Origin of the sequence: Helcobacillus sp. ACRRO (genome assembly GCF_022347125.1) — a bacterium.
Lineage (GTDB): Bacteria > Actinomycetota > Actinomycetes > Actinomycetales > Dermabacteraceae > Helcobacillus > Helcobacillus massiliensis.
Genome location: NZ_JAKRNG010000025.1, coordinates 11,754 through 37,955, shown reverse-complemented (window position 1 = coordinate 37,955; position 26,202 = coordinate 11,754). Strand labels below are relative to the sequence as shown.

Annotated in this window: 27 protein-coding genes; 25 read left to right on the top strand and 2 right to left on the bottom strand. The window is 70.1% G+C overall.

Translation table 11 applies throughout. The annotated features are described in order from the left end of the window. A partial coding sequence (locus MHY20_RS09235) for a class I tRNA ligase family protein (protein ID WP_239376343.1) occupies window positions 1-2,596 on the top strand: 2,596 nt, incomplete at its 5' end. A 66-nt stretch (window positions 2,597-2,662) separates the two neighbouring features. Here MHY20_RS09235 and MHY20_RS09230 read toward each other — a convergent pair. After that, a complete protein-coding gene (locus MHY20_RS09230; RefSeq protein WP_239376342.1) occupies window positions 2,663-4,369 on the bottom strand; it encodes an alpha/beta hydrolase family protein in 1,707 nt (568 codons plus the stop codon). Window positions 4,370-4,556: 187 nt separating this feature from the next. On the opposite strand from MHY20_RS09230, the gene MHY20_RS09225 reads away from it, so the two are divergent. From MHY20_RS09225 to MHY20_RS09115, 22 genes are all read left to right on the top strand, one after another. Then, the gene (locus MHY20_RS09225; protein ID WP_239376341.1) at window positions 4,557-5,912 is read left to right on the top strand and encodes a folylpolyglutamate synthase/dihydrofolate synthase family protein; all 1,356 of its coding nucleotides are present in this window, start codon (window positions 4,557-4,559) and stop codon (window positions 5,910-5,912) included. 2 nt (window positions 5,913-5,914) lie between these two features. Continuing rightward, window positions 5,915-6,322 carry a DUF4233 domain-containing protein gene (locus MHY20_RS09220; protein ID WP_239376340.1) on the top strand — a complete coding sequence of 136 codons (408 nt, stop codon included), beginning with the start codon at window positions 5,915-5,917 and terminating at the stop codon, window positions 6,320-6,322. Between the two features lie 718 nt (window positions 6,323-7,040). Further along, a complete protein-coding gene (gene ndk / locus MHY20_RS09215; RefSeq protein WP_183376670.1) occupies window positions 7,041-7,463 on the top strand; it encodes a nucleoside-diphosphate kinase in 423 nt (140 codons plus the stop codon). A gap of 126 nt (window positions 7,464-7,589) precedes the next feature. After that, a complete protein-coding gene (locus MHY20_RS09210) occupies window positions 7,590-7,898 on the top strand; it encodes a hypothetical protein (protein ID WP_183376672.1) in 309 nt (102 codons plus the stop codon). 150 nt (window positions 7,899-8,048) lie between these two features. Continuing rightward, complete coding sequence (gene ftsY / locus MHY20_RS09205) at window positions 8,049-9,416, top strand: signal recognition particle-docking protein FtsY (protein ID WP_239376339.1); 1,368 nt, start codon at window positions 8,049-8,051, stop codon at window positions 9,414-9,416. 155 nt (window positions 9,417-9,571) lie between these two features. Continuing rightward, the gene (ffh, locus tag MHY20_RS09200; RefSeq protein WP_239376338.1) at window positions 9,572-11,155 is read left to right on the top strand and encodes a signal recognition particle protein; all 1,584 of its coding nucleotides are present in this window, start codon (window positions 9,572-9,574) and stop codon (window positions 11,153-11,155) included. After that, window positions 11,152-12,267, top strand: a complete 1,116-nt coding sequence (locus MHY20_RS09195; protein WP_239376337.1) for an amidohydrolase family protein — start codon at window positions 11,152-11,154, stop codon at window positions 12,265-12,267. The genes ffh and MHY20_RS09195 overlap by 4 nt, the downstream gene beginning before the upstream one ends. 427 nt (window positions 12,268-12,694) lie before the next feature. After that, a complete protein-coding gene (rpsP, locus tag MHY20_RS09185; protein WP_239376335.1) occupies window positions 12,695-13,171 on the top strand; it encodes a 30S ribosomal protein S16 in 477 nt (158 codons plus the stop codon). 2 nt (window positions 13,172-13,173) lie between these two features. After that, window positions 13,174-13,416, top strand: coding sequence for an RNA-binding protein (locus MHY20_RS09180; protein WP_183373441.1), 243 nt, complete (start codon window positions 13,174-13,176; stop codon window positions 13,414-13,416). A 96-nt stretch (window positions 13,417-13,512) separates the two neighbouring features. Continuing rightward, complete coding sequence (locus MHY20_RS09175; RefSeq protein ID WP_183373442.1) at window positions 13,513-14,388, top strand: hypothetical protein; 876 nt, start codon at window positions 13,513-13,515, stop codon at window positions 14,386-14,388. 15 nt (window positions 14,389-14,403) lie between these two features. Further along, window positions 14,404-14,985 (top strand): ribosome maturation factor RimM, encoded by a 582-nt coding sequence (rimM, locus tag MHY20_RS09170; RefSeq protein ID WP_239376333.1) that lies wholly within the window; start codon window positions 14,404-14,406, stop codon window positions 14,983-14,985. Between the two features lies 1 nt (window position 14,986). After that, window positions 14,987-15,715: a tRNA (guanosine(37)-N1)-methyltransferase TrmD gene (gene trmD / locus MHY20_RS09165; RefSeq protein ID WP_183373444.1), complete on the top strand. Its 729-nt coding sequence runs from the start codon at window positions 14,987-14,989 to the stop codon at window positions 15,713-15,715. A 295-nt stretch (window positions 15,716-16,010) separates the two neighbouring features. Then, the gene (gene rplS, locus MHY20_RS09160) at window positions 16,011-16,361 is read left to right on the top strand and encodes a 50S ribosomal protein L19 (RefSeq protein ID WP_183373445.1); all 351 of its coding nucleotides are present in this window, start codon (window positions 16,011-16,013) and stop codon (window positions 16,359-16,361) included. A 41-nt stretch (window positions 16,362-16,402) separates the two neighbouring features. After that, window positions 16,403-16,942 carry a signal peptidase I gene (lepB, locus tag MHY20_RS09155; RefSeq protein ID WP_343217749.1) on the top strand — a complete coding sequence of 180 codons (540 nt, stop codon included), beginning with the start codon at window positions 16,403-16,405 and terminating at the stop codon, window positions 16,940-16,942. A gap of 5 nt (window positions 16,943-16,947) precedes the next feature. Beyond that, the gene (lepB, locus tag MHY20_RS09150; protein WP_183373446.1) at window positions 16,948-17,748 is read left to right on the top strand and encodes a signal peptidase I; all 801 of its coding nucleotides are present in this window, start codon (window positions 16,948-16,950) and stop codon (window positions 17,746-17,748) included. A 7-nt stretch (window positions 17,749-17,755) separates the two neighbouring features. Further along, window positions 17,756-18,445, top strand: coding sequence for a ribonuclease HII (locus MHY20_RS09145; RefSeq protein ID WP_239376330.1), 690 nt, complete (start codon window positions 17,756-17,758; stop codon window positions 18,443-18,445). Window positions 18,446-18,455: 10 nt separating this feature from the next. Beyond that, entirely contained in the window at window positions 18,456-18,758 is a 303-nt protein-coding gene (locus MHY20_RS09140; RefSeq protein WP_183373448.1) for a DUF2469 domain-containing protein, read from the top strand. A gap of 104 nt (window positions 18,759-18,862) precedes the next feature. Further along, complete coding sequence (locus MHY20_RS09135) at window positions 18,863-19,261, top strand: YraN family protein (RefSeq protein ID WP_239376328.1); 399 nt, start codon at window positions 18,863-18,865, stop codon at window positions 19,259-19,261. Next, a complete protein-coding gene (locus tag MHY20_RS09130; RefSeq protein WP_239376326.1) occupies window positions 19,258-20,793 on the top strand; it encodes a YifB family Mg chelatase-like AAA ATPase in 1,536 nt (511 codons plus the stop codon). The genes MHY20_RS09135 and MHY20_RS09130 overlap by 4 nt, the downstream gene beginning before the upstream one ends. Then, complete coding sequence (gene dprA / locus MHY20_RS09125; protein ID WP_183373450.1) at window positions 20,793-21,992, top strand: DNA-processing protein DprA; 1,200 nt, start codon at window positions 20,793-20,795, stop codon at window positions 21,990-21,992. Before MHY20_RS09130 ends, dprA begins: the two co-directional genes overlap by 1 nt. Before the next feature lie 9 nt (window positions 21,993-22,001). Continuing rightward, window positions 22,002-22,535: a DUF2087 domain-containing protein gene (locus MHY20_RS09120; RefSeq protein WP_239376324.1), complete on the top strand. Its 534-nt coding sequence runs from the start codon at window positions 22,002-22,004 to the stop codon at window positions 22,533-22,535. Further along, complete coding sequence (locus tag MHY20_RS09115) at window positions 22,532-23,473, top strand: tyrosine recombinase XerC (RefSeq protein ID WP_183373452.1); 942 nt, start codon at window positions 22,532-22,534, stop codon at window positions 23,471-23,473. Before MHY20_RS09120 ends, MHY20_RS09115 begins: the two co-directional genes overlap by 4 nt. Here MHY20_RS09115 and MHY20_RS09110 read toward each other — a convergent pair. Continuing rightward, window positions 23,421-24,092 (bottom strand): M23 family metallopeptidase, encoded by a 672-nt coding sequence (locus tag MHY20_RS09110; protein ID WP_239376322.1) that lies wholly within the window; start codon window positions 24,090-24,092, stop codon window positions 23,421-23,423. The two genes, MHY20_RS09115 and MHY20_RS09110, sit on opposite strands and share 53 nt — an antisense overlap. Window positions 24,093-24,423: 331 nt before the next feature. Between MHY20_RS09110 and rpsB the strand changes: the two genes are divergently transcribed. Next, window positions 24,424-25,317, top strand: a complete 894-nt coding sequence (gene rpsB, locus MHY20_RS09105; protein ID WP_183373454.1) for a 30S ribosomal protein S2 — start codon at window positions 24,424-24,426, stop codon at window positions 25,315-25,317. A 3-nt stretch (window positions 25,318-25,320) separates the two neighbouring features. Continuing rightward, on the top strand, window positions 25,321-26,145 hold the full coding sequence (gene tsf / locus MHY20_RS09100; protein ID WP_183373455.1) for a translation elongation factor Ts: 825 nt from the start codon (window positions 25,321-25,323) through the stop codon (window positions 26,143-26,145). Window positions 26,146-26,202 lie beyond the last annotated feature (57 nt).

Here is a 26,202-nt window from a genome sequence, read left to right as displayed (position 1 = left end):
GCCGACGAACTTCTCCCTCGCGGTCGGCCCCGAGGTGGAGTACGTGGTGGTGCCGGCGGGCCCGAACGGGGCGGCCGACGGAGGCGCTGCGTCCGACGGCGCCCGCTACATCGTCGCCGCCGACCTCCTCACTCAGTTCACGAAGGAGCTCGGCTACGACGACGCCGAGGCGCTCGACGCCGCGGTGGAGGAGCGGCGCTTCGTCGGCACCGAGCTGGAGCACATCACCTACGAACCGCTGTGGGACGTCTACTCCGCCGACCGGGAGAAGTGGGGCACCGAGAACGCCTGGATCATCACGGTCGCCGACTACGTCACCACCGGTGACGGCACCGGCATCGTCCACCAGGCCACCGCGTACGGTGAAGAGGACCAGAAGGTCAACGCCGCCTACGGCATCCCCGTCATCGTCTCGGTCGATGAGGCCGCCCAGTTCCTCGACTACTTCCGCGGCACCGCGCTCGACGAGATCGCCGGTGTGCAGGTGTTCGAGGCGAACCGCACCATCATCACCATCCTGAAGAAGGATCAGCGGCTCTTCCAGGAGAAGAGCTACGTGCACTCCTACCCGCACTGCTGGCGCTGCCGCACCCCGCTGATCTACAAGGCCGTCAGCTCCTGGTTCATCAAGGTCGCCGACCAGCGCGAGCGCATGCTCGAGCTGAACGAGCAGATCGAATGGGTGCCGGGCAACGTGAAGCACGGCCAGTTCGGCAAGTGGCTCGAGGGCGCCCGCGACTGGGCGATCTCCCGAAACCGCTACTGGGGCTCCCCGATCCCCGTGTGGAAGTCCGACGACCCGAACCATCCCCGCACCGAGGTGTACGGCTCCATCGCGGAGCTGGAGGAGGCGTTCGGTGAGCTGCCGCGCGATGAGAACGGCGAGGTGAACCTGCACCGCCCGTACATCGACGAGCTCACCCGCTCCAACCCGGACGACCCGACGGGGAAGTCCACGATGCGGCGCGTGGAGGACGTGTTCGACGTCTGGTTCGACTCCGCGTCCATGCCGTTCGCGCAGGTGCACTACCCGTTCGAGAACCAGGACTGGTTCGATTCGCACAACCCGGCGGACTTCATCGTGGAGTACATCGGGCAGACCCGCGGCTGGTTCTACGTCATGCACGTCATGTCCACCGCCCTGTTCGACCGTCCCGCATTCACCTCGGTGATCTGCCACGGCATCGTCCTCGGCGACGACGGCGAAAAGATGTCGAAGTCGCGCCGCAACTACCCGGACGTGCGCGAGATGTACGACAAGTACGGTGCGGACGCGATGCGCTGGTTCCTCATGTCCAGCCCGATCCTCCGCGGCGGCAACCTGATCGTGGGGGAGGCCGCGATCCGCGACGCCGCCCGCCAGGTGGTGCTGCCGCTGTGGAACGTCTGGTACTTCTACGCCCTCTACGCGAACGCCGCCGGGACGAAGGACGCCGACGGCCGCCCCGCCGGGTACGAAGGGCGCCTGCGGTACGACTCCACGGACGTCATGGACCGCTACCTGCTGGCCCGCACGGGGCAGCTCGTGGAGTCCGTGCGCGGGCAGATGATGGGTCTGCATGTGGCGAGCGCCGCGGCGGAGATCCAGGCGTTCCTGGACATGCTCACCAACTGGTACGTGCGCCGCTCCCGCGACCGCTTCTGGGAGGGCGACGAGCAGGCCATCGACACTCTGTTCACGGTCCTAGAGACCCTGCTGCGCGTGATGGCTCCGCTGCTGCCGATGGTGTCCGAGGAGATCTACCAGCAGCTCACGGGTGAGCGCTCCGTGCACCTCACCGACTGGCCCGACGCATCCGTGTTCCCCGCCGATGACGCCCTGGTGGAGGAGATGGACGCGGTCCGCGAGGTCGCCAGCACCGGCAACGCGCTGCGGAAGAAGGAGCATCTGCGTGCTCGCCTGCCGCTCGCGGGCCTGACCGTGGTGCACCCGCAGTCGGCGTCGCTGGAGGACTTCTCCTCGATCATCGCCGATGAGCTGAACGTGAAGTCGGTGCGCCTGCTGGACCTGGATTCGCCGGAGGCGCAGGACCTCGGCGTGGAGCAGAAGCTGACGGTCAACGCCCGCGCCGCTGGGCCCCGCCTCGGCAAGCAGGTGCAGCAGGTGATCAAGGGCTCGAAGAGCGGCGACTGGTCCGTGGCGGAGGACGGCACCGTCACTGCCGGCGGCATCGACCTCGTGGACGGCGAATACACCCTGGACCTCGTGGCCGGGTCCGATGCGGCCGCCGACGGCGTCGCGATCGGTGTGCTGCGCGGCGGTGCGTTCATCGTGCTGGACACGCAGCTCACGCCGGAGCTCGAAGCCGAAGGCACCGCCCGTGACGTGGTGCGTGCGGTGCAGTCCGCACGCCGTTCCGCCGGTCTGAACATCTCCGACCGCATCCGCCTGCACATCGCCGGCGCCGATTCCGCATCCGCCGAGTCGATCGAGTCCGCGGTCCGCTCCTTCGAGCAGCTGGTCGCCGGTGAGGTCCTCGCGCGTGAGGTCAGCATCGGCGGGTCCGCGGCCGACGCGTTCGGCGGCGACCCCCTGTTCAGCACCGACGAATCGGTGACGGCCGGTCCCGTGGCGATCGCGCTCGCGAAGGCGTGATCACGCTCCTCGGCGTGATCGGACGCGTCGAATAGCCGGGCCGCGCCCCGGCGTCAGCGGTGCGCATCACCTCTCCACCCCTGTGGTGACGACGGTGGTGCGCACCGCTGTCACGTTCTCACCGGTGTACGTCCCCTCAAGCCGCCGGTTCAGGGCGATCAGCTGGTCGTTGCTGTTCTCGAACTTCGCAATGGAGCCGGTGTAGCCCCAGTCCCTGCGGATCTCGCCGTTCGGGTGAGTGTGCCCGCTGTTGTGGTTCAGATCCAGGTAGTTGACCTCGGAGTTCGGCGCCGGTTCCTGATCGGGGAGGTCGATCGCGACCAGTTGTTCGTTGAGCGAACGCTCGTTGAAGTCGAGAGCGGGGACGATGTCGCCATCGGTCGGGAGCGGCACACGCATGCCGCCGACCTCGAGGTAGGAGTCCCCGTGCGAGATCGACGTCAGCTGCGTGTTCGTATGCGCGGGCTGAATGGAGTCCACGGGGGAGCCGACGGTGACGACATCCGTCACGAGGTGGGCCCCCGGGCCGTTGTACTGCGGATCCTGGGCGAATCGCGCCGCCGCCAGCCCGCCCTGTGAATGGCCGACCAGGAGCACAGGAGTGCCCGGCGGCAGATCCGCCTCCTTCAGAGCCACGTCGATGTCCTTCACGGCCGCTGCGTCGCGGTCCGCAGACGCGAGGTGGACGTTGCTGAGCCAGTCGCGGTTGTTTCCCTGCGCCCCGGTCCATGCGTCGATCTGATCGATCGGTGTTCCTTCTGTGGGCGGGACGTGCACGATCGCCGTGGCCTGGCCGTTCTCGTCCCGCAGTTGCGTGACGGAGATCCTGCCCTGGTCGGTGCCGGCCTCCACCGTGGGTGCACGGACGTCTTCAATGCCGAGGACGAGTTCAGCAGTGTTCGCGGGGACTGTGCCTCCCTCGGTGGTGGCGACGTCGAGGACCGCCGGTTCGGCATTGGCGAAATCGGGAATCGGTTGACCGTTGACGACTGCGGTGGCTGCGTTGGCGATGCCCTGGAGGTTCTGCCCATGGGCGAGGAACGGGCTGGCCAGGAGCAGGGCGGTCCCGGATGCGGTCTCCATCGCTGAAGGCGCGGGACCGGTCCCATCGATGAACCTCAACAGGGGTTCCACGGCGATCTCGTCATTGCGGCGCGCCTGCTCCACGATGTCCGGGTGGACTCCCTGAGAACGCAGCTTCGCCTCGCGCTCGTCCTGCCAGGCCCCAACAATCGCGCGGCCGCCCTGCCCGATGAGCGACAGTCCCTTCTCGACCGGGCCTTCGAGCCAGTCGGGCGCGGGGTCATCGTCGTCGAGGTATCCGTTGGTGGAACCCGTCGGCGCCCCGAATGTGCGGGCGGGGCCGTAGCCGAGCGGCACGCCGCGGGGGATGTGCGGCGCGCCCTGCTGGAAGCCGCTGTGCAGAGCGGAGCCGAAGCCCCCGGGGTCGAGGGTGATGCCGCGGGCGGTGGAGGCGTCGATCTGGTGGCGGACCTGGTCGTGCAGTTCCCGGGCGATGCGGCTGATCTCCGAAGCGACCTCCTGGCAGTCGCGGTCGAACACCTGACGCACCCATCGCCGGTGCTCATCGGCATCGGGCCCGTCCCAGGACATGGACGTGGCGATGTGCGCCATGTCCTTCTGCCCGGTGAGGATCGTGGCGGCGGCCTCCTCGAGGGCTGTCGCAGCGGCCTCGACAGCGGCGGGGTCCATCCCGATCGCGTCAGCAGCGGTGGGGTCGGTGACAGCGGGGTCGGCGGCGGGTGCAGTCATGGAGTGTCCTCGTTCCCGGGCGGAGCGGATGATGCGGTCCAGGCTAGGGAGAGCAGCGCGGGGAGACGCACGGCACCCGTCGGCCTGTGGACAACCGGGTGGGGGCGGGAATGTGGACATCGCGCCCGTAGACTGGCTCGGGGCCGCGGGAGCACCCGGTCCCTGTCTGATTCGTGGAGGAGAGAGCGTGGAGCACTCAGAGGACCTCGCACGCGCCTACGCCGCACTGGTGGCGCGCGCCCCTGAGAACGAGATCGAGCCTGGCCTGGAGCGCATCCGTCGGGTGATGGAGCTGATGGGCGACCCGCAGAACTCCTACCGCAGCATCCACATCGCCGGCACGAACGGCAAGACCACGACCGCCCGGGTCGCCGAAGCGATCCTCATGGGCGCGGGGCTGCGGGTCGGCCGCATCACCAGCCCCCATCTGCATTCTCCGGCGGAGCGCATCGCGATCGACGGCGACCCCATCAGCGAAGCGGACTTCGTGCAGGCGTTCGAGGACGTCATGCCGTTCGTGGAGCGCGTCGATGAGGAGTCCCTCGCCGCCGGCGGCCCCCGCATGACCATGTTCGAGGTCCTCACCGCGATGCAGTTCCAGGCGTTCGCCACCGCCCCGGTGGATGCCGCCGTCATCGAGACCGGGCTCGGCGGCACCTGGGACGCCACCAACATCATCGACAGCGACGTCACCGTCATCACCTCCATCTCCCTCGACCACCAGGAGTACCTGGGCGACACGATTGAGGAGATCGCGGGGGAGAAGGCCGGGATCCTGAAGCCGGGTGCGATCGCTGTGCTGGGCGCACAGAAGCACCCGTCGGCCATGGACGTGCTGCAGGAGGTCGCGGAGGAGCGCGGCATCACGGCGGCCGTTGAGGGCGAACAGATCGCGGTGCTGGACCGGGTGCCGGGAGTGGGCGGGCAGATGCTGTCCGTGCAGGGCATCGCGGGCCGGTACGACGAGGTGTTCCTGCCGCTGCTGGGGGAGCACATGGCCTCGAACGCGCTGCTGGCGATCGCGGCGGCGGAGGCATTCCTCGGAGGCGGCGATGAGCCGCTGAACCTGGAGCTGCTGCGCGAAGCGGCGGGGTCGGTGACCTCGCCGGGCCGCGCCGAGGTGGTGCGCCAGTCGCCGACGATCGTGGTCGACGCGGCGCACAACCCTGCGGGTGCCGAAGCACTGGTGGAGACGGTGCGGGAGAACTTCCGCTTCACCTCGGTCACGGGGATCGTGGCGGTGCTGCAGGAGAAGGACGTGCACGAGATCCTGTCGATCTTCGAACCGCTGATGGACACGGTGGTGATCACGCAGACGTCGTCGCCGCGGGCGATCCCGGCGGACCGCCTGTCGATGATCGCGGAGGACGTCTTCGGTGATGAGGACCGCGTGATCGAAGCGGCGCACCTGCCGGATGCGATCCAGCGCGCGGTCGATATCGCGGAGGCCGGCGGTGATTCGTTCGGCGGTATCGTGGCCGCGGGGTCGGTGACGCTGTCCGCTGAAGTGCGTCAGCTCCTCGGCCGGGATGGTGAGGTGTGATCATGGCCGGAATGTTCGATTTCACCCCGTCCCGCCGCAAGGGTCCAGCGCAGCGCATGCTGGCGGCGACCACGCTGATCTGCGAGGCCGCGGTCATCTTCTTCTCCGTCCTGGTGGCGCATGGTCTGGCGCCGGAGCACCGAACGGTGACGTGGACGGTCGGTCTGGCCCTGGTGGTCCTGCTGCTGGTCGCGGTGGGCATGATGAGGCGGCCGACGGCTGCCGGGTACTGGCTGGGCCTGGTGCTGCAGCTCCCGGTTCTCCTCATGGGTCTGGTGGTTCCCGCCATGTGGGTGGTGGGTGCCGCGTTCGCGATCCTGTACCTGGTGAGTGTGGTGAAGGGCCACACGATGGACCGGGAGAAGGACGCGGTGGACGCGCGGGTCCTCGGCATCGACGGGCGCGGGTGAGCGCATTCGCGGGTCGGCGCCCCGCATAGGCGCAGCGATCATGGCGGCGAGGGCCCGCCTGGTCGTCGGCGTCGCGGAGAGTGACGCGGCGGTTCTGGTGGGCGCGCTGAGCCCGGTCGTACACGGTCTGCGGGTCCAGCTCCGCCATGCGGCGCCGCATATGGTCCCGCCACGCTCGGGTCCCCGCGGCAGCGTTCATCAGGGCGTGCCCGGTGATGAACCGGCGGGCGCGGTGGTGGGACTGGCGGGTCCAGGTGGCGACTTCTTGGACCGCTGAGCGGGTGGCCTGCGCGGCGAGCGTGCCGAGGAGCAGGGTGATCTGGTCACGGGCAGCGGCGACGGCAGTGGTGGCGCTGGCGTAGTCCTGACCGGCGGCGAGAGGAGCGCCGAGCAGGTCGGCGTGCAGGGCGGACGCCTGCGCTGCCAGGTTCACCGCGGCCTGGTGGATGCTGTCCAGTGTGCTGTCACCGCTCTTCGGCAGCGTCCGCAGCGGCTCGATGTCCAGCGCCATGATCTCTCCTCCTTCCGGCCGACGGTGTCCTGTTCCGATGGGTGCAGTCAGGCTGGGGGAGCGGTGCGACATTGAAAGTCGGGGTCGGCGAATGCCCAGTTCGCAGGGTATTAAAGGGTGTTGTCGGGTGTGGGGAAGTGGTCGTCCACACCCGGTCCGACCGGCCCGGGGGAGTGCCCCGCTGGCTCCACCGGATAGTGTGGGCCCATGAGCACTGAACGCACACTCGTCCTGCTGAAGCCCGACGCCGTCCAGCGCAGCCTGCGCGGTGAGATCATCCGCCGCATCGAGGCGAAGGGATACGACATCGTCGCCCTGTCGCAGCGCACCGCCACCAAGGAAGAGCTGGCCGCCCACTACGCCGAGCACGAGGGCAAGCCCTTCTACGACCCGCTCGTGACCTACATGGCCGGCGGACCGATCGTCGCCCTGGTTGCTGAGGGCGAGAACGTCATCAAGGGCTTCCGCTCCCTCGCCGGCGGAACGAACCCCACTGAGGCCGCGCCGGGCACGATCCGCGGCGACCTCGGTCGCGAATGGGATGCCCCGGTGATCCAGAACCTGGTGCACGGCTCAGACTCCGTCGAATCCGCTGACCGCGAGATCGGGATCTGGTTCCCGAACCTCTGATCCTCTGCCCCGAACCCGTTCGATGCGCGCGGCCCCACTTGTGGGGTCGCGCGTTTCACATTCCCGGTTCATCCTTGGTGACGAATTCCCCTACCGGGAGGGCGGCTGCTGGTGCACACTATGGGCATGGCTTCCGTCGTGATCTTCCTCCTCTTCGCTGTGGCCGTGTCAGCAGTCCTGCTCATCGTCGTCGCAGCCCTTGCGCTCGCTGAATCGCGCCGTTCCCGCGTCACCGATTCCCCGACCGCCGTGCGCGTGCCGGCCCACACGCCCGCGCCGGCCGAGCCGGCCGCACCGGGCGTGCGCCATCGCAGTGCGCCGACGGGCCCCGCGCCCCGTCGGATCGTCCCCGATGAGGAGGCGACCGTGCTGCGCCGCGCAACGGGCATCCACCGTTCGCCGCGTCGCCCGCGCCGCGACTCCATCGCCGCCTGACCACCCGCATAGACTGGTCTCAGCGCTGAACCGGTGCGCCCGCGCGCATCCGGTGCTCCGGCGCGCTGACTGACCCCTCGGGCGCATGCCCGCCCGCATCCCGCACCGGCGCCCCACCGCGCCCGGCTGCGCAACACTACGGAGGTGCCTGTGGATCCCAATGACATTCTGATGGCCGTTCTCGCCGGCGGCGGCGGACTCGCCGTCATCGGCGGCGGCATCTGGGCGGGCATGCGCTCGCGCACCAAACCCACCACCAAGACCGACGGGCGCCGCCCCGAAGGCCGCGGCGCGGAGACCGTCCGCCCGCCGGCGCGCCCGCGCCCCGCCGCACCCACCTGGGGTGACACGCTGACTGCCCCCGCCGCACCGAAGAAGTCGGAGGAGGCGGCCGACGCAGGCCCCGAGACCGCTGAAGCTCCGGAAGCGCGTGAAGCAGAGGCTCCGTCGGCCGGCGGCTCCACCGCCGCGGCCGCCGCCCCCGAGGCCGAGACCGAGTCGGCAGCCGCGCCAGCCGAAGCGGCCGATGAGACGGTGGTGGACGAAGCACCGGTCGAGCTCGAGCAGCCGGAACCGACCGCTGACCGCATGGTGCGCCTGCGCGCCCGCCTGCAGCGCTCCGGCGCCATGGGCCGCGGCCTGCTCAACCTCCTCACCCGCGACGAGATCGACGACGCCACCTGGGAGGAGATCGAAGAGACCCTCCTGCTCGCCGACCTTGGGCCCGCCGCCACCGATGAGCTGATGGACGGCCTGCGCGCCCGCGTGCAGGTGCTCGGCTCCCGCGACCCCGCGGAGGTGCACGACATCCTCCGCGACGAGCTCGTCAAGGTCGTGGACCCAACCCTGGACCGCCGCATCGCCGCCAGCGCCATCGAAGCGCCCAGCGGTGAACGGGTCCCGTCGGTCATCGTGATGGTCGGCGTGAACGGCACCGGCAAGACCACCACCACCGGCAAGTTCGGCCGCGTCCTCATCGCGGAGGGGCGCACCGTCGTGTTCGGCGCCGCCGACACGTTCCGCGCCGCGGCTGCTGAACAGCTCACCACCTGGGGTGAACGGGTCGGCGTGGACACCGTCCGCAGCGACCGCGAGGGCGCCGACCCCGCATCGGTCGCGTTCGATGCGGTCACCGAGGGCATCAAGCAGGATGTGGACGTGGTCGTCATCGACACCGCGGGCCGCCTGCAGAACAAGAAGGGCCTGATGGACGAGCTCGGCAAGATCAGCCGCGTCGCATCGAAGGCGCTCAAGGGGGCGAAGATCCAGGAGATCATCCTGGTCATCGACGCCACCACCGGTCAGAACGGCATGCAGCAGGCGCGCGTGTTCGCCGAAGCGGTCGACATCACCGGCATCGCCCTCACCAAGCTCGACGGCACCGCGAAGGGCGGCATCGTCGTCAACGTGCAGCGCGAACTCGGCGTGCCGGTGAAGCTCGTCGGCCTCGGCGAAGGCATGGACGACCTCACCCCGTTCGACCCGTACGGCTTCGTCGACGCCCTGCTTGAGGCCTGAGCGGCCGACGGACTCCTCACCTCACCCGCCGCACCCGCGTGCGGGGCCCCATCCGCCACCGGTAGGATGGTCGGGCCCGGCATGCGGGTGCGCCACCATTGGCGCGAGCCGTCACACCGCCTGCCGCCCCGATCAACCGCTGAGGTCCATTCTTCGTGTTCAACAACCTGTCCGACCGGATCACTCAATCCCTCAAGGGTCTGCGAGGCCACGGCCGCCTCACCGAAGCGGACGTCGACAAGACAGTCCGCGAGATCCGCCGCGCACTCCTGGACGCCGACGTCGCCGTCCCCGTGGTCCGCTCCTTCGCCGCCCAGATCCGTGAGCGCGCCCTCGGTGAAGAGGTCTCCAAGGCTCTCAACCCCGCCCAGCAGGTCGTCAAGATCGTCCACGAGGAGCTCATCGAAGTCCTCGGCGGCGCCACCGGTGAGCTGCGCCTGGCGAAGAACCCGCCCACCGTCATCATGCTCGCCGGCCTCCAGGGCGCCGGTAAGACCACCCTCGCCGGCAAGCTCGCGAAGTGGTTCAAGGAGCAGGGCCACACGCCGATGCTGATCGCATCCGACCTGCAGCGCCCCAACGCCGTCAACCAGCTGCAGATCGTGGGTCGCCGTGCCGGCGTCGCCGTGTACGCCCCGCAGCCCGGCAACGGTGTGGGCGACCCGGTGCAGGTGGCGCGCAACGGTGTCGCCATCGCCCGCGACAAGCACCACGACATCGTCATCGTCGACACCGCGGGTCGCCTCGGTGTGGACGAGGAGATGATGCAGCAGGCCCGCGACATCCGCGACGCCGTCAACCCCGACGACACCCTGTTCGTGGTCGACGCGATGATCGGTCAGGACGCCGCCCGCGTCGCCGAATCGTTCCGCGACGGCGTCGGCTTCACCGGCGTGGTCCTCTCCAAGCTCGACGGCGACGCTCGCGGCGGTGCCGCCCTCTCCATCACCGGCGTCACCGAGCGCCCGATCCTGTTCGCCTCCACCGGTGAGGCCCTCGGCGACTTCGAACGGTTCCACCCGGACCGCATGGCCAACCGCATCCTCGACATGGGCGACATGCTCTCCCTCATCGAGCAGGCGGAGAGGTCGTTCGATCAGAAGCAGACCGAGCAGATGGCGTCCAAGCTCACCAAGGGTGAGGACTTCGACTTCAACGACTATCTGGGCCTGATGGCGCAGATGAAGAAGATGGGGTCGATGAAGAAGATGCTCGGCATGCTGCCGAACATGCGCCAGTACAAGGAGCAGATCGACCAGTTCGACGACTCCCAGCTGAACCGCATCGAAGCGATCATCCAGTCGATGACCCCGTTCGAACGCGCGAACCCCAAGCAGATCAACGGGTCCCGTCGGGCCCGCATCGCCGCCGGCTCCGGTGTGACCGTCACCGAAGTGAACCAGCTGCTGGAGCGCTTCAAGCAGGCGCAGAAGATGATGGGCTCCATGGGCCAGGGGATGGCCGGCGGCGGCATGCCGGGCGGACCCGGGATGGGCTTCGGCAAGAAGTCCAAGGGCCGCCAGCAACCGCAGCAGAAGAAGCGGAAGTCGAAGTCCGGCAACCCGGCGAAGCGCGCCGCCCAGGAGAAGGCGTGGGCGCAGAAGCAGGCGAACCAGCCCGCCGGGTCCGCCTTCGGCCTCGGCGGTCAGGGCGGCGGCGAGATGCCGGACCTGTCCAGCCTCGATCCGAAGCAGCTGAACTCCCTGCCCCCTGAGATGCGGAAGATGTTCGGCAAGTGACAGCCGCGGAGGTGCTCCATCTGAGCGGGCCCATCCTCACCGCCGCCGGTGAGGAGGCCCCCCAGGCGTGGGTGGTGGGCGGCCGGATCACGTTCGAGCGGCCGACGGGTTCCGCCCCCACCCGGCGCCTGGCCGGATACGCGCTGCCGGGCCTGGCGGACCTGCACTGCCACATCGGCATCAACGACAGCGGTGAGGGCACCACCCTGGAGACGGCGCGCGAGCAGATGCGCCGCAACCGCGACACCGGTGTCCTCCTGATCCGCGACGCCGGATCCATCATCGACAACTCCCCGCTGCAGGCCACCGCGCCCGGCGAGGCAGGGCACCTGATGCCCGATCTGGTGCGCTGCGGCCGCCACGTGGCCCGCACCCGCCGCTACCTCATCGGCTATGCCGACGAGGTCGACCCCCAGGACCTGCCGGCCGCGGTGACGACGCAGGCGGAGCGCTCCGACGGCTGGGTGAAGATCGTCGGCGACTGGATCGACCGCGACAAGGGCGACCTCGCCCCCTGCTGGTCCGCGGATGACTTCCGCGCCGCCGCGGATGCCGCCCACGCCGCCGGTGCCCGCATCACCGCGCACACGTTCGATGAGGAGACCATCCCGCTGATGCTGCAGGCCGGCTTCGACTGCCTGGAGCACGCCACCGGCCTCACCGACGAGACGATCCCCGCGGTCGCCGAGGCCGGTATCCCCGTGGTGACGACCCTGGTGAACGTGGACCGGTTCACCGACTACGCCGACCAGGGGGAGCGGAAGTTCCCGCAGTACGCCGCGCACATGCGCCGCCTGCGGGGGGAGCGCTTCGAGCGGACGTGCGACGCCGTCGACGCGGGCGTGCAGCTGCTGACCGGCACGGACAGCGGCGGCGTGCTCGGCCACGGCATCATCCACGACGAGCTCGACGAGATCGCCAAGTGCGGCCTCAGCGCCGAGCAGATCCTGGATGCGGCTGTGTTCGCGCCGCACGAGTTCCTCCGCAAGCCCGGGCTGGTGGAGGGCGCGCCGGCGAACCTCATCGTGACCGCGGAGGATCCGCGCCGCGACCACCGAGCGCTGCGCGATCTGGACGCGATCATGCTGCGCGGGGAGGTCGTCGGCGGCTGAGGCCGTCAGCGCAGGATCCGCATCAGCGCAGGATCAGTGTGAGCGCGATGACCAGCATCGTCACGCCCACGAGGACGTCGAGCAGGCGCGCCCCGTAGCCGAGCGCCGTGAACCACAGGATGCTCGCAGCAATCGCGCCGAGACCGAAGCTCCACCGGCCGTCCCCGTGCGCTGCCGCGCCGCAGGGACAGCAGTCCGGAGAGGAGCATGGGGTCGATGGTGGGGCCGGTGGGCAGGGTGCGACTGTGCGGACCGGCACATGGGATCGCCCTGGCCGGGTGCGGTGAATCCTGGCATAATCATCTGCTGTATGTGTCGCCGGCAGCCCTCTACCTGCCGCCGATGCGTCCAGCCGAAGGACGTGCGCCCCGCATGACCCCACAGGGTGCGCCGAATTCACCCACCGTCAAGAAGGAGAGACAGCCGCGTGGCCGTCAAGATTCGTCTGAAGCGCATGGGCAAGGTCCATGCACCCCACTACCGCGTCGTCGTCGTCGATTCGCGCAAGAAGCGCGACGGCGCCGTCATCGAGGAGATCGGTGTCTACCGTCCCACCGAGGAGCCCTCGCTGATCGAGGTCGACTCCGAGCGTGCACAGTACTGGCTGGGCGTCGGCGCCCAGACCTCCGACCAGGTCGCAGCCATCCTGCGCGCGACCGGCGACTGGGCCAAGTTCAAGGGCGAGGAGGGCGCCGAGGGCACCCTGAAGACCAAGGCCGAGAAGGAGTCCGCTGAGGAGCGCATCGCCGCCGCTGACAAGCAGGCAGCTGAGAAGCGCGACGAGGCGAAGAAGGCCAAGGAGAAGGCAGAGGCTGAGAAGGCCGCCGCCGAAGCCGAGGCCGCTGAGGGCTCCGAGGACGCTCCGGCTGAGGACGCCTCCGCTGAGGCGTCGGACGAGGCCTGAGCATGACCGCTCGCGCTGAGGCACTGTCGCACCTGGTCAGCGGCATCGTGGACAACCCCGATGACGTCCGCGTCAGGGAGAAGAACACGCGCCGCGGCCCGCTGCTGGAGGTCCGGGTCAACCCCGAGGACCTCGGCCGCGTGATCGGCCGCTCGGGTCGCACCGCTCGCGCTCTGCGCACGGTCACCCAGGCGCTGTCCGATGACGACGTCCGTGTCGACATCGTCGACACCGACAAGCGGTGACCCAGCCGCAGCGACCGTGCCCCTCATGCACCAAGGCGGCAGCACCCTCCGGGGCGCTGCCGCCTTCGCTCATCCCCACCACCTGAAGGCAGACCAGTGACCATCACCCGTACGCTCCGCCGCACCACCGCCACCACCGCAGCGGCCCTCAGTTCCCTGCTGCTCATCGCCGCCTGCACCGGCCCCGGCGGGCAGGCGCAGAAGCCGGCCGAGCAGCAGAGCCCGTCGGCGTCCAGCACCGCCGCTGAGAACCCCGCCACGAAGGCGGCCTGCCTCGACTTCTTCGGCGACCCCGACTACCTGTCCCCGAAGGCGTACGAGATCCTCGGGCTCGCCGGCAGCGTCGCCGAATCCACCGATGGCGACACCCAGTTCTTCGCCTCCGGCGCCGACACCCTGCGCACCGTGTTCCAGGACGCCGACGACTCCGTCCGCACCGACGTGGAACCGCTGATGGCCTGGTTCCAGGACGAAGCCCCGAAGGGCTCGAAGGCGGACATGGGGGCGTTCGCCGACGCTTACCGCGGTGTCGCCGCCGCCTGCTCCGGCTATTCGCAGGCCGCCGCGTTCGACGCCGACCCGTCGAAGGGCGGCCAGAAGTCCGCGAAGCTCGTGTGCTCCGAACTGAGCACGAAACCGCAGACCCTCGGTGTGTTCAGCACCGCGAACGTGCTGCCGTCCGAGATGTTCCGCGTGGTGGGGCTGTCCCCGCGCACCGTCAGCGCTGACGACATGGACACCGTGAAGCGGGTCAACGACTACCTCGAGCAGCAGAAGCGCGCGGTGGACGATGAGGGCGTCGCCGCCGCCATCGGCGAGATCCAGAAGCCGTTCACCGCCGCTCTGGACGGCGACATGGACTCCCCGGGGCTGCGGGACGCGATGGACCAGTTCGGCTCCGCCTGCTCGTCCGCCGGATTCTCCGGCGCCAGCGACGTCACAGACAGCGAGTCCGGCGACCTCGCCGGCTGACAGACAGGAACTCCCATGCCCAGCGAGAACACCATCACCGTCGCCGTCGGCACCATCGGCCGGGCGCACGGACTCAAGGGGGAGGTGGCCGTCATGCTGCGCACCGACATCCCCGAGGTCCGCCTCGCCGACGGGGCCGTGCTCGATGTCAACCCCGCCGGCGTCATCGGAGCGGACACGACAGCTCTGCCGCGCACCCTCACCGTCACCTCCACCCGCATCCAGCAGGGCCGCTGGTACGCGAAGTTCGCTGAACTGCGCGACCGCACCGCCGCCGAACAGGTCCGCGGCGCCGACCTCACGGTGCGGCTGGACCGGGACGAGGAGTTCGAGCAGGATCCTGACGCCTGGTACCCGTCGGAGCTGAAGGGCCTGCCGGTGGTGACGGCCGACGGCACCGAACTCGGCACCGTCCTCGACCTCGAGCACTACCCCGCGCAGGACGTCCTCATCGTCCGCGCCGTCAGCGGTCAGCGCGTCATGCTGCCGTTCGTGGAGGAGCTCGTGCCGGAAGTGGACCTCGAGCAGGGGCGGATCGTCGCCGACCCGCCCGGTGGTCTGTTCGACCCGGAGAACGCGGACTCGGAGCGCGACTGACATGCGCATCGACGTCATCACCATCTTCCCCGAGTACCTGCATCCGCTGGACCTGTCCCTCATCGGGAAGGCACGCCGTGACGGCGCCCTCGACCTGCAGCTGCACAACCTGCGGGACTTCACCCACGACCGCCACCGCACCGTGGACGACACTCCCGTCGGCGGCGGCGCCGGCATGGTGATGAAGCCGGAGCCGTGGGCGGAGGCGTTCGCCCACGTCATCGAGGCGGGCCGACGGGCACTGGGGGACGATCAGGCGCAGCCGATCGTGATCTTCCCGAACCCCGCCGGTGAGCCGTTCCGGCAGGCCGCGGCGCAGTCCCTGAGCGGTGAGCAGTGGCTGATCTTCGCCTGCGGTCGCTATGAAGGCATTGACGAGCGCGTCTACGAATACCTGCGGGACACCGGCATCGAGACGCGCCTGCACTCCCTCGGCGACTACGTCCTCAACGGCGGCGAGGTCGCGGTGCTGGCGATGACCGAAGCGATCGTTCGGCTCGTGCCCGGCGTGCTCGGCAACCCGGAGTCGATCGTGGAGGAGTCCCATTCGGTCGGTCTGCTGGAGTACCCGATCTACACGAAGCCGGCATCGTGGACGTCGCCGGACGGGCAGGTGCGCGACGTGCCGGAGGTGCTGATGAGCGGGCATCACGGTCGCATCGCCCAGTGGCGGCGCGAGCAGGCCGTGCAGCGGACCCGGGAGCGGCGGCCGGACCTGCTGGGGGAGTGACCCCGTCGGCCCCCCTGCGCGCGGCAGGCGGCGGCCTGTGGTGGGATTCGCACCGCAGCGGCGGGGCGCAGCATTGCCCCCGCGGGGCTTTGGTGGAAGAATCGTGGACTGTGCGCATCGCGCCGTCCACTGCCTCAGGGGTGGTCGGCACTGAGCGATCGGGCAGGTCCGTTGCCATGGGAGTGGCAGCCAGAGGCCCAGCACACACCTCATTGTGAGTGACGCTCGTCGGCCGCGTGCCGGCGAGGGTGAAGACATCTCCCGTCGACCTGGGGCGAGGGGTAGGAGAGACATCATGCAGAAGCTCGATGCACTCGATGCAGCTCAGCTGCGCGACAACATCCCGGCGTTCCGCGCGGGCGACAACGTCAAGGTCCACGTGCGCGTGGTCGAGGGCAACCGCTCTCGTATCCAGGTGTTCCAGGGCTACGTCCTCGCTCGTCAGGGCGGCGGCATCCGCGAGACCTTCCGCGTCCGCAAGGTCTCCTTCGGTGTGGGCGTGGAGCGCGTGTTCCCGGTGCACGCACCGACGATCGACAAGATCGAGGTCGTGACCCGCGGTGACGTGCGCCGCGCGAAGCTGTACTACCTGCGCGGCCTCACCGGCAAGAAGGCCCGCATCCGCGAGAAGCGCGACCACAGCTGAGCACCGCTCAGTCACGTCCGGAACGGCGGCCCCTGTGGACAGTGGTCGCCGTTTCCGTCATTCTCGCCCTCCTGGCGGTGCTCGGGGTGCGGCAGTTCGTCACCGAACCGTTCCGCATTCCCTCCGAGTCGATGCAGCCCACCCTGCAGCGCGGCGATGTCATCCTCGTGGACCGCAGCACCCGGGGCACCGCAGAGCGCGGCCAGGTCGTCGTGTTCGACGGCACCGGCTACTTCTCCTCGGCCGACGGGTCCACCCATTTCTGGACGAAGCGCGTCATCGGGATCGGCGGGGACGAGGTCCAGTGCTGCAGCCCGTCAGGCGCCATCACTGTCAACGGCGACGAACTGGACGAACCCTACCTGCCGCTGGGGGTGAAGCCGTCGGCCCAGGAGTTCCACGTGAAGGTCCCGGCGGGACGGATGTTCGTCCTCGGCGACAACCGTGAGAACTCCGCTGATTCCCGCAGCCAGCTCGGCGCCCCCGGCGGCGGCATGGTGCCCGTGGAGCGGGTGCGCGGAGAAGTGCGCTGGATCGTGCTGCCCCCTGGGCGCTTCGGCGGCGCCCCCAACCTAGGATGAGACCGATGAGCACCTCACCTGAGACTTCCCCACCGGCTGCGGAGCCCGATCCCGCGCCGACCGGCCGCCGCCGTCGCGCAGCGCGCCGCGGCCTCGGCCGCACCATCCTCGACTACGCCCTCACGCTCGGCATCGCGCTGCTGATCGCCGTGCTGATCAAAACATTCGTGGTGCAGCCGTTCTACGTGCCGTCCGGGTCGATGCGCCCCACCCTGATGGAGCAGGACAAGATCCTCGTCTCGAAGTTCCACGACGACCTCAAGGACATCAACCGCGGTGACGTGGTGGTGTTCGAGGACCCGTCGGACTGGGTGGGCAGCGAGTTCCCGGAGCCGACAGGTGCCCGCGCCGGTGTGCAGAAGGCCCTCAGTGTGGTGGGTCTGATGCCGGACCCCTCGCAGCGGTTCCTCGTCAAGCGCGTCATCGGCATGCCCGGTGACACCGTGCAGTGCGAATCCACCGACGGGCCAGTGAAGGTCAACGGCGAAGAGCTGACGGAGCCGTACATCAGTCCCGATGCGGGCGCCTGCCAGGCGGAGTTCTCCGTCACCGTCCCGCAGGGCAAGTTCTGGGTGATGGGCGACAACCGCTACCGCTCCGCCGACTCCGCCTACCGCGAAGCCAGCGGCATCGACGGCTTCGTGCCCGAGGACCACCTGGTGGGCCGCGCGTTCGTCATCATGTGGCCGATCAGCTCCTGGGCATGGCTGAACGACGGCGAGAAGTCGTTCAGCGGCGTGCCGGAGCCGTCCGCCCGCGCCGACCAGGTGACGCTGCGACGCGGCGACCTCGCTGCCGCCGCCTGACATGGTCGTGGACCCCACCGCGGTCGACGAGGAGCGCCTCGCCGCGGACCTGTTCGCCGCCCACCCCGACGCGGCCCGCGCCGCCGTCATCGGTGTGGACGAAGTGGGCCGCGGAGCCCTCGCCGGCCCCGTCCTGGTGGGCGCGTTCGCGCTCATCGTCCACCGGCGGGCCGACGGGTCCGCCCGCGCCCAGGTCCTGCCGGACGGCATCCGCGACTCCAAGCAGCTCACCGCGAAGCGCCGGGCCGCCGTCAGCGCCGCCCTGCGGGCGGACGAGGACCTGATCTGGGCGACCGGGTCCGCCGCCGCGGTCGAGATCGACGAGGTCGGGATCGGCGCCGCGCTCGGCGTGGCGGCGAGGCGGGCACTGGAATCCGTCGGCCGCCGCCTCGAGGAGACGGATGCCCAGCTGCCGATCGCGGGGATCATCCTGGACGGCAACCTGGACTTCGTCACCGACGGCCTCGGCCCCGTGCCCGTGCTCGTGCGGGTGAAGGCCGATCAGGACTGCGTCAGCGCTGCCGCGGCGAGCGTGCTCGCGAAGGTGGAGAGGGACTCCCTCATGGAGGCGCTGGACCGGACGGCGCCGGCGTATGCGTGGGCGTCGAACAAGGGGTACGGATCGGCCGCACATCGCGCCGCGATCGCTGAGCACGGTCTTCACCCGGAGCACAGGTCCACCTGGAAGCTGGCGTAGGGTTGACGGCGTGAGTGCACACGATCTCGAAGAGTACGAAGCGGAGATGGAGCTCGCGCTGTATCGCGAGTACCGCGATGTGGTCAGCCTGTTCACCTACGTGGTGGAGACCGATCGCCGCTTCTACCTCGCCAACCAGGTGGACCTGCAGGTCCGCTCCGCCGGCGGGGAAGTGTTCTACGAGCTCACCCTCGCGGATGCCTGGGTGTGGGACGTGTACCGCTCCTCGCGGTTCGTCCGCTCCGTGCGCGTGGTGACGTTCAAGGACGTCAACGTCGAAGAGCTCGCGAAGCCGGACATCTCCCTGCCGTAGCAGCCGGCGGCTGAGCAGGCGCTCGGCGGCGTTCACACCACCACTTGTCCCCGGGGAGGCCGACGGGGCGGCGCGCGGACCGATGGCCGGGCACGGTGGGGTGCATGAGCATCGCAGCATTCGCCACCGGAGACCACATCGCCGCCATGAGCCCGCGGGAGATCGGCCGGCTCGGAGAGGACCTCGCCGTACGCCGCTTGGTGCGGGACGGCTGGACCATCCACGACCGCAACTTCCGCACCCGCCGCGGGGAGATCGACATCGTCGCCTCCGACGGCGACACCCTCGTGTTCGTCGAGGTGAAGACCCGTCGCCCCTCCCATGTGGGCGCCGGTGTCCACGCGGTCGATGAGAACAAGGTGCGGCGTCTGCGCACCATGGCGGGCTACTACCTGATGAACCGGGCGCCCGCGCACAGCGCGATCCGGATCGACGTCATGTCGATCGCCGTCAGCGTCCACGCCGAGCCGCGCATCGACCACATCCAGGACGTCTGCTCATGAGCGTCGCGCGCACCCTGTCGATGGCGCTGAACGGGCTGGACGGCACCGTGGTCGATGTCGAGGTGCAGCAGACTCAGGGCCTGCCCGGGATGAAGATCGTCGGCCTCGCCGGCACCGCCACCCTGCAGGCGCAGGACCGGGTGCGGGCCGCCTGCCACCATGCCGGGCACCCGAAGATCAGCCAGTCGAAGTTCATCATCAACCTCACGCCCGGGTGGCTGCCGAAGAGCGGCTCCGGGTTCGACCTTCCCGTCGCCGTCGCTGTGCTCGACGCCCACGGCGTACTGCGGTCCGGCCCGCGCTCTCGGACGCTCCACATCGGGGAGCTCAGCCTGGACGGCGCGATCCTCCCGGTGCCGGGCGTGCTGCCGTCCCTCCTGGCCGCGCGCGAGGCCGGCATCACCCGCGCCGTCATCCCAGCAGCGAACGCCGCGGAGGGCCGCCTCGTCCCCGACCTCGAGGTGATCGAAGCCGAGCACCTCGCCGACGTCATCGCCCTGTACGGCGGGGCGTTCACCCGCACCCGCAGCGACCGCACCGACCATGCCGCGCCTGCGCCGCGCACAGCCAAGGCACCCGTCGGTGACTTCGCGGATGTGCACGGGCAGGAGCAGGCGAAGCTCGCCGCGGAGGTCGCCGCCGCCGGCGGCCACCACCTGTCCCTCATCGGCCCGCCCGGTGCCGGCAAGACCATGATCGCTTCCCGCCTGCCGAGCATCCTGCCGCCGCTCGCCACCGCCGATGCCCTGGACCTGTCGGCGGTGCTGTCCCTCACCGGGGAGTTCGACGCCGCCGCGGGCCTGCGCCGCACCCCGCCGTTCATCAGCCCGCACCACACGGCCTCCACCGCGTCCGTCATCGGCGGCGGGTCCGGGATCGCTCGGCCCGGTGCCGTCTCCCTCGCCCACGGCGGTGTGCTGTTCCTCGACGAAGCCCCCGAGTTCCAGCGCACCGCGATGGAGGCACTGCGCGAACCCCTCGAATCAGGCGTGGTGCGGCTGCACCGTTCCCGCGGCGCCATCACCTACCCGGCGCGCTTCCAGCTCGTCATCGCCGCGAACCCCTGCCCGTGCGGACAGGCCTGGGGCAAGGGCGGCGCCTGCACCTGCTCCCCGATGGCGAAGCGCCGCTACCTCACGCGCATCTCCGGACCCATCGCCGACCGCATCGACATGCGGATCGACGTTCCACCGGTGCGCGCCATCGCCGCGGACACCGCACCTCCGGCCGAACCCAGTGCCGTGATCGCGCAGCGCGTCCGCGCGGCCCGCGAACGCCAGGCCGCCCGACTCGCCGGCACCGGGTACCACCTGAACGCCCAACTGCCCAGCAGCACCCTCTCCCGTCTGATGCCGCTGCCCGCCGCCGAGGAGGCCCTGCTGCGCCGCCTCGTGGACCGCGGTGCCCTCACCATGCGCGGGCGCGCCCGCGTCCACCGGCTCGCCTGGACCCTCGCGGACCTCGCCGACCGCAACCAGCCGACGGATGCCGATGTCGGCCACGCCCTGCAGCTTCGAGGAGAGACCCACTGATGAACGACCGAGACGCCCGCGCCGCCTGGAGCGCGCTCGCCGAACCCACCGACCCCGTTGCCCGCGCCCTCATCACCGAATTCGGGCCCGCCCGGGCTCTCCAGCTCGCTCTGCAGCCGAGCGTGCACCAGCTGCATGACGCGATCCGGCACGCGGCCGAGAGCCCGTCGGCCGATGAGATCGCGGTGGACGCCGCGGACCGCTCGGCGCTGCGGGCCCCGTCGCTGGAGATTGCGGAGCGCGCCCACCTTCGCTGGTGCGACCGCGCCGGATCCGTGCGGCTGGAGGACCTGATCGATGACGCGGACCGCGCCGGCATCGGCTTCCTCACCCCGGAGGACGACTCCTGGCCGGGAGCCGTGGAGGACCTCGGGGTCAACGCCCCGTACGGACTGTGGATGCGCGGCAGCGCCTCACCCGCGGACCTGCTGACGGCGCGGCCGACGGTCGCGATCGTCGGAGCCCGCGCCGCCACCGCCTACGGTGCCCAGGTCGCGGGGGACCTCGCTCTTGGTGCGGCGGAGCGCGGCATCACCGTGGTCTCCGGCGGCGCGTACGGCATCGACGCCGCTGCCCACCGCGGCGCCCTCAGCGCAGGCCAGTCCCTGACCTGCGCGGTCCTCGCCGGCGGCCTGGACCGGTTCTACCCGCGCGGCAACGAGGACCTGCTGCGGGCCGTGGAGCGGCACGCCCTCATCCTGTCCGAAGCGCCGATGTTCACCGCGCCCACCCGGTGGCGGTTCCTCGCCCGCAACCGCATCATCGCCGCGCTCAGTGCCGCGACCGTGGTGGTGGAGGCGGCGCTGCGCTCCGGCGCCCTGTCCACTGCGAACCGGGCTGATGACCTGTCGCGGCCCGTCGCGGCGGTGCCGGGGCCTGTCACCAGTCCCGCCAGTGCCGGCTGCCATCGTCTCGCCCGGGAGAACGGAGCCGTCCTCATCACCGACGCCGACGAACTCGCCGAACTCGTGACCTCATCACCCGCGAGTGACGGCACGGGCGTGGTCGATGAGCTGGATCTGCTCTCCGCCGCGGACCGGCGGGTGCTCGATGCGGTCCCGCCGCGCTCCGTCATCTCCTGCCGCGCCGCCGCTCGCGACTGCGGCCTGGGCGTGGATGCGGTCCAGGCGGCTCTGCAGCGCATTGCGATGCTGGGGCTGGTGGAGCTCACGGGCAGTGGGGTGCGGCGGCGGCTCTAGACTGGCGGGATGAACCGCACCGCCACCGCCCCGACCCTCGCCCCGCAGCTGCTCGCTGCGCTGAACGACCCGCAGCGACTGCAGATCGTCGGCGCGCTCGCGGGCGGGGCGAACAGGGCGGATCTCGCGGCACTGGTGGGGGAGAAGGCGCTCGCCGGGCACCTGAAGCGGCTCGCCTCCTGCGGTCTCGTCACCGACCCCGACGGCGAACCCGCCCTGGACCTGACGGCGTTCGCGACGGCTCAGCAGGGCGTGCAGACGCTGCGCATCGCGGCGCGCGGCCCGGCACCGCTGGAGCGCCCCGACATCAACGCCCTGTTCGAGGACGGTCTCGTGCGGACCCTGCCGGTGAAGCCCGCCGCCCGCGACGCTCTCCTGGAATGGATCGCGGAGCGCTTCTTCACCCGCGGCTCCTGGACCGAAGGCGAAGTGAACGCCGTCCTCGGCACCGTCGTCATCGATCACGCCACCGTTCGCCGCTTCCTCATCGACCAGGGCCGGCTGCGCCGCAGCGCCGACGGCTCCACCTACGCCCGGCCATGACCGCCCCGAAGCTGACCGACGCGCAGCAGGCCGAACTCCACGACTTCGCGCGGTACCTGCGGCTCGAACGCGGCCGCTCCGCCCACACCATCACCGGCTACCTCCGCGACGTCACCTCCCTGCTCACCTTCGCGAACGCCCTCGGCGAAGAGGTCGAGCTCGCAACCATGCGGGACTGGCTCGCGCAGCGCTCCGAGAAGGGCCAGGCTCAGGCCACGCTCGCCCGCGCCGCGGCCGCCACCCGAACCTTCACCGCGTGGCGCCTCGACACCGGCCGGGCCGACCACGACCCGGGCCGGCGACTGCGCACCCCGAAGCGAGGCCAGCACCTGCCGAGCGTGCTCACCGCCCGGCAGATGACGAACCTCCTCGACCAGCCCGCGGAGGCATCGGCCGGCGAGGACGGCGAGATCAGCGACCAGGACCGCGCCCTCGCCCAGCGCGCCACCGCGATCCTCGAGATCCTCTACTCCACCGGTCTGCGCGTCAGCGAACTCGTCGCCCTCACCCCGCGCAGCATCGACCGCGGCCAGAACACGATCCGAGTGCGCGGCAAGGGCAACAAGGAACGCGTCGTCCCCGTCGGCCGCCCCGCCCTGCGCGCCCTCGCTACGTGGATGGAGGACGGCCGACGGGTACTGGCCAGCCAGAAGACCCCCGCCGACGCCGTGTTCCTCGGCGTGCGCGGCGGCCGCATCTCCGACCGCGAAGTGCGCCGCATCGTCGCCGACGCAGGCCAAAGAACCGGCACCGGCGGCCGCATCAGCCCGCACACCCTGCGGCACAGCGCCGCCACCCACCTCGTGGAGGGCGGAGCGGACCTGCGCAGCGTGCAGGACATCCTCGGCCACTCCTCCCTGCAGACCACGCAGATCTACACGCACGTCACAGCGGAGAGGCTGCGCTCCACCATCGACCAGGCGCATCCGCGGGCCTGACCGGAACGCGCGGCGGTGCCGTCGGAGGGGCAGCTGCGGCGTGAGCGGGGACCTCAGCGCTGGAGCGGGGCAGCAGCACACTCGGGCCGCGCACCCCCAGCAGCGGCAGCGGATCCAGGTACTCCAGTTCCCGCGGCTCCCCCGTCCGCTTCGCCCCCAGATGCAGGCACGGCACGTCACCGCAATGGGAGAAGCCGCCGGAGCCGTCCAGCTCGCCGATCACATCGCCCCGTCGGACCGCCTCCCCAGCGCGGCGCTGCGTGAGAACCGGTTCATACGTGGAGACCAGGCCGTTCGCGTGGCGGACCGTCACCACGGGTTTGCCCGCCACGGGACCGGCGAACGCGATCACGCCGTCGTCCACCGCGGTGACGGCGGGGGAGGAGGACGTGATGTCGATGCCGCGGTGCCCCGCGGAGTAGACGGTGTCCGGGCGGTCGAAGAGCGCCACCACGTCATGATCGGGGCCGAGCGGCCACGCCCAGATCCCTTCGGGCTGTCCCGCCTCGGCGCGGTCGGCCGTCGGGACAGCCGCGGGCGCCCCGGCCGCTGGAGCAGCGGGCACGGCCAGGCTCAGCAGGATCGTGAGGACCAGGGTGAGAGCGCGTGCAGCAGACATGCCTCGAGAGTGCTCGCGGCCTCGCCCAGCGGCAACGGTGAACGCCCGGGTGTGGACAGGTGAACGTCCACACACGTATGCGTCACAATCGCCCCGCGGGCCCTGTTGGGCGGCTGAGACCGTGGGCTACCATGACTGCGGCACTCGTCGCAGACGGGTGACTATCGCGTGTCCATCCAGGCGACCTTCCCACCGGTCTCACCCGAATCATCGGGGGAGCGGGCAGGGCGCCGGGCACCAGGCCGAGCGCTGCCGACCGGCAGCGTCGAATCAACCGAGAAGAGCCGCTTCTGCGCCCCCGGGGCCCAGAAGCGTAGAAAGAGAGACGACCATGGCAGTCGTTACCATGCGCCAGCTCCTGGAGAGCGGCGTCCACTTCGGTCACCAGACCCGTCGCTGGAACCCCAAGATGAAGCGCTTCATCTTCACTGAGCGCAACGGCATCTACATCATCGACCTGATGCAGTCGCTCACCTACATCGACCAGGCCTACGACTTCGTGAAGGAGACCGTCGCCCACGGCGGCACCATCCTCTTCGTCGGCACCAAGAAGCAGGCGCAGGAGACCGTGCAGGAGCAGGCCACCCGCGTCGGCATGCCCTACGTGAACCAGCGCTGGCTCGGCGGCATGCTCACCAACCTCCAGACCGTGTCCACGCGCGTGAACCGTCTGAAGGAGCTCGAGCAGATGGACTTCGAGGATGTGGCCGGCTCCGGCTACACCAAGAAGGAACTGCTCATGATGCGCCGTGAGAAGGACAAGCTGGAGAAGACCCTCGGCGGTGTCCGCGACATGGCCAAGGCACCCTCCGCTGTGTGGATCGTCGACACCAAGAAGGAGCACCTCGCCGTCGATGAGGCGCAGAAGCTCAACATCCCGGTCGTCGCCATCCTCGACACCAACGCCGACCCGGACGAGGTCCAGTACCCGATCCCGGGCAACGACGACGCCATCCGCGCCGTCACCCTCCTGACCCGCGTCATCGCCGACGCCGTCGCCGCTGGCCTCCAGCAGCGCCACGCGAAGTCCGAGGACAAGGGCGAGAAGAACGTCTCCGCTGTTGACGCCGAGCCGCTCGCCGAGTGGGAGCAGGAGCTGCTCAAGCAGTCCGAGGTCCAGCAGGACCAGGCCAAGGCCGAGGAAGCACCGAAGGCTGACGAGGCACCCGCGGCCGAGCAGGCCGAGGGCGAGAAGGCAGAGTCCTCCGAGAAGGAAGAGAACTGATCCATGGCGAACTACACCGCAGCTGACATCAAGGAGATCCGCGAGCTCACCGGCGCGGGCATGCTCGACGTCAAGAAGGCTCTCGACGAGTCCGAGGGCGACAAGCAGAAGGCCATCGAGGCCATCCGCATCAAGGGCCTGAAGGGCATCTCCAAGCGCGAGGGCCGCTCGGCCTCCGAGGGCCTCGTCGCCGCTGACATCCGCGACGTCGACGGCGGCCAGGAGGGGACCCTCGTGGAGATCAACTCCGAGACCGACTTCGTCGCCAAGAACGCCAAGTTCGTCGCACTGGGCGATGAGGCTGTGGCCGCGGCCGTCGAGTCCGGCGCCTCCACCCCGGAGGAGCTGCAGGACACCGCGTTCGGTGAGAACCTCACCAACGCCGCCGCCACCATGGGCGAGAAGATCGAGGTGCGTCGCATCGGCCGCGTCAAGGGCGAGGTCGTCACCAACTACATGCACCGCACCAACAAGGACCTCCCGCCGCAGGTGGGCGTCCTCGTGGCCTCCGACGCCGCCGGCGCCGAGGTCGCCCGCGACGTCGCGATGCACATCGCCGCCTACTCCCCGACCTACCTCACCCGTGAGGAGGTCCCCGAGGACGTCGTCGCCAACGAGCGCCGCATCGCCGAGGAGACCGCCAAGGGCGAGGGCAAGCCGGAGAAGGCGCTGCCGATGATCGTCGAGGGCCGCCTCAACGGCTTCTTCAAGGAGAACGTGCTGCTCGACCAGGCGTTCGCCAAGGACCCGAAGCAGTCCGTCGGCAAGGTCGTCGAGGCCGCTGGTGGCACCATCACCGGCTTCGTGCGCTTCCGCGTGGGCAACTGACCCGCACGGCATCCGCTGAACGCTGAAGGGCGTCTCCCCGCTGAGGGAGGCGCCCTT

What these genes read in the sequence shown, in the direction of transcription:
- MHY20_RS09230 (WP_239376342.1), bottom strand. Translation starts at nt 4,369, where the DNA reads ATGACTGCACCCGCCGCCGACCCCGCTGTCACCGACCCCACCGCTGCT.
- MHY20_RS09220 (WP_239376340.1), top strand. Translation starts at nt 5,915, where the DNA reads ATGGCCGGAATGTTCGATTTCACCCCGTCCCGCCGCAAGGGTCCAGCG.
- ndk (WP_183376670.1), top strand. Translation starts at nt 7,041, where the DNA reads ATGAGCACTGAACGCACACTCGTCCTGCTGAAGCCCGACGCCGTCCAG.
- MHY20_RS09210 (WP_183376672.1), top strand. Translation starts at nt 7,590, where the DNA reads ATGGCTTCCGTCGTGATCTTCCTCCTCTTCGCTGTGGCCGTGTCAGCA.
- MHY20_RS09180 (WP_183373441.1), top strand. Translation starts at nt 13,174, where the DNA reads ATGACCGCTCGCGCTGAGGCACTGTCGCACCTGGTCAGCGGCATCGTG.
- rimM (WP_239376333.1), top strand. Translation starts at nt 14,404, where the DNA reads ATGCCCAGCGAGAACACCATCACCGTCGCCGTCGGCACCATCGGCCGG.
- trmD (WP_183373444.1), top strand. Translation starts at nt 14,987, where the DNA reads ATGCGCATCGACGTCATCACCATCTTCCCCGAGTACCTGCATCCGCTG.
- rplS (WP_183373445.1), top strand. Translation starts at nt 16,011, where the DNA reads ATGCAGAAGCTCGATGCACTCGATGCAGCTCAGCTGCGCGACAACATC.
- lepB (WP_183373446.1), top strand. Translation starts at nt 16,948, where the DNA reads ATGAGCACCTCACCTGAGACTTCCCCACCGGCTGCGGAGCCCGATCCC.
- MHY20_RS09135 (WP_239376328.1), top strand. Translation starts at nt 18,863, where the DNA reads ATGAGCATCGCAGCATTCGCCACCGGAGACCACATCGCCGCCATGAGC.
- MHY20_RS09130 (WP_239376326.1), top strand. Translation starts at nt 19,258, where the DNA reads ATGAGCGTCGCGCGCACCCTGTCGATGGCGCTGAACGGGCTGGACGGC.
- dprA (WP_183373450.1), top strand. Translation starts at nt 20,793, where the DNA reads ATGAACGACCGAGACGCCCGCGCCGCCTGGAGCGCGCTCGCCGAACCC.
- MHY20_RS09120 (WP_239376324.1), top strand. Translation starts at nt 22,002, where the DNA reads ATGAACCGCACCGCCACCGCCCCGACCCTCGCCCCGCAGCTGCTCGCT.
- MHY20_RS09115 (WP_183373452.1), top strand. Translation starts at nt 22,532, where the DNA reads ATGACCGCCCCGAAGCTGACCGACGCGCAGCAGGCCGAACTCCACGAC.
- MHY20_RS09110 (WP_239376322.1), bottom strand. Translation starts at nt 24,092, where the DNA reads ATGTCTGCTGCACGCGCTCTCACCCTGGTCCTCACGATCCTGCTGAGC.
- rpsB (WP_183373454.1), top strand. Translation starts at nt 24,424, where the DNA reads ATGGCAGTCGTTACCATGCGCCAGCTCCTGGAGAGCGGCGTCCACTTC.
- tsf (WP_183373455.1), top strand. Translation starts at nt 25,321, where the DNA reads ATGGCGAACTACACCGCAGCTGACATCAAGGAGATCCGCGAGCTCACC.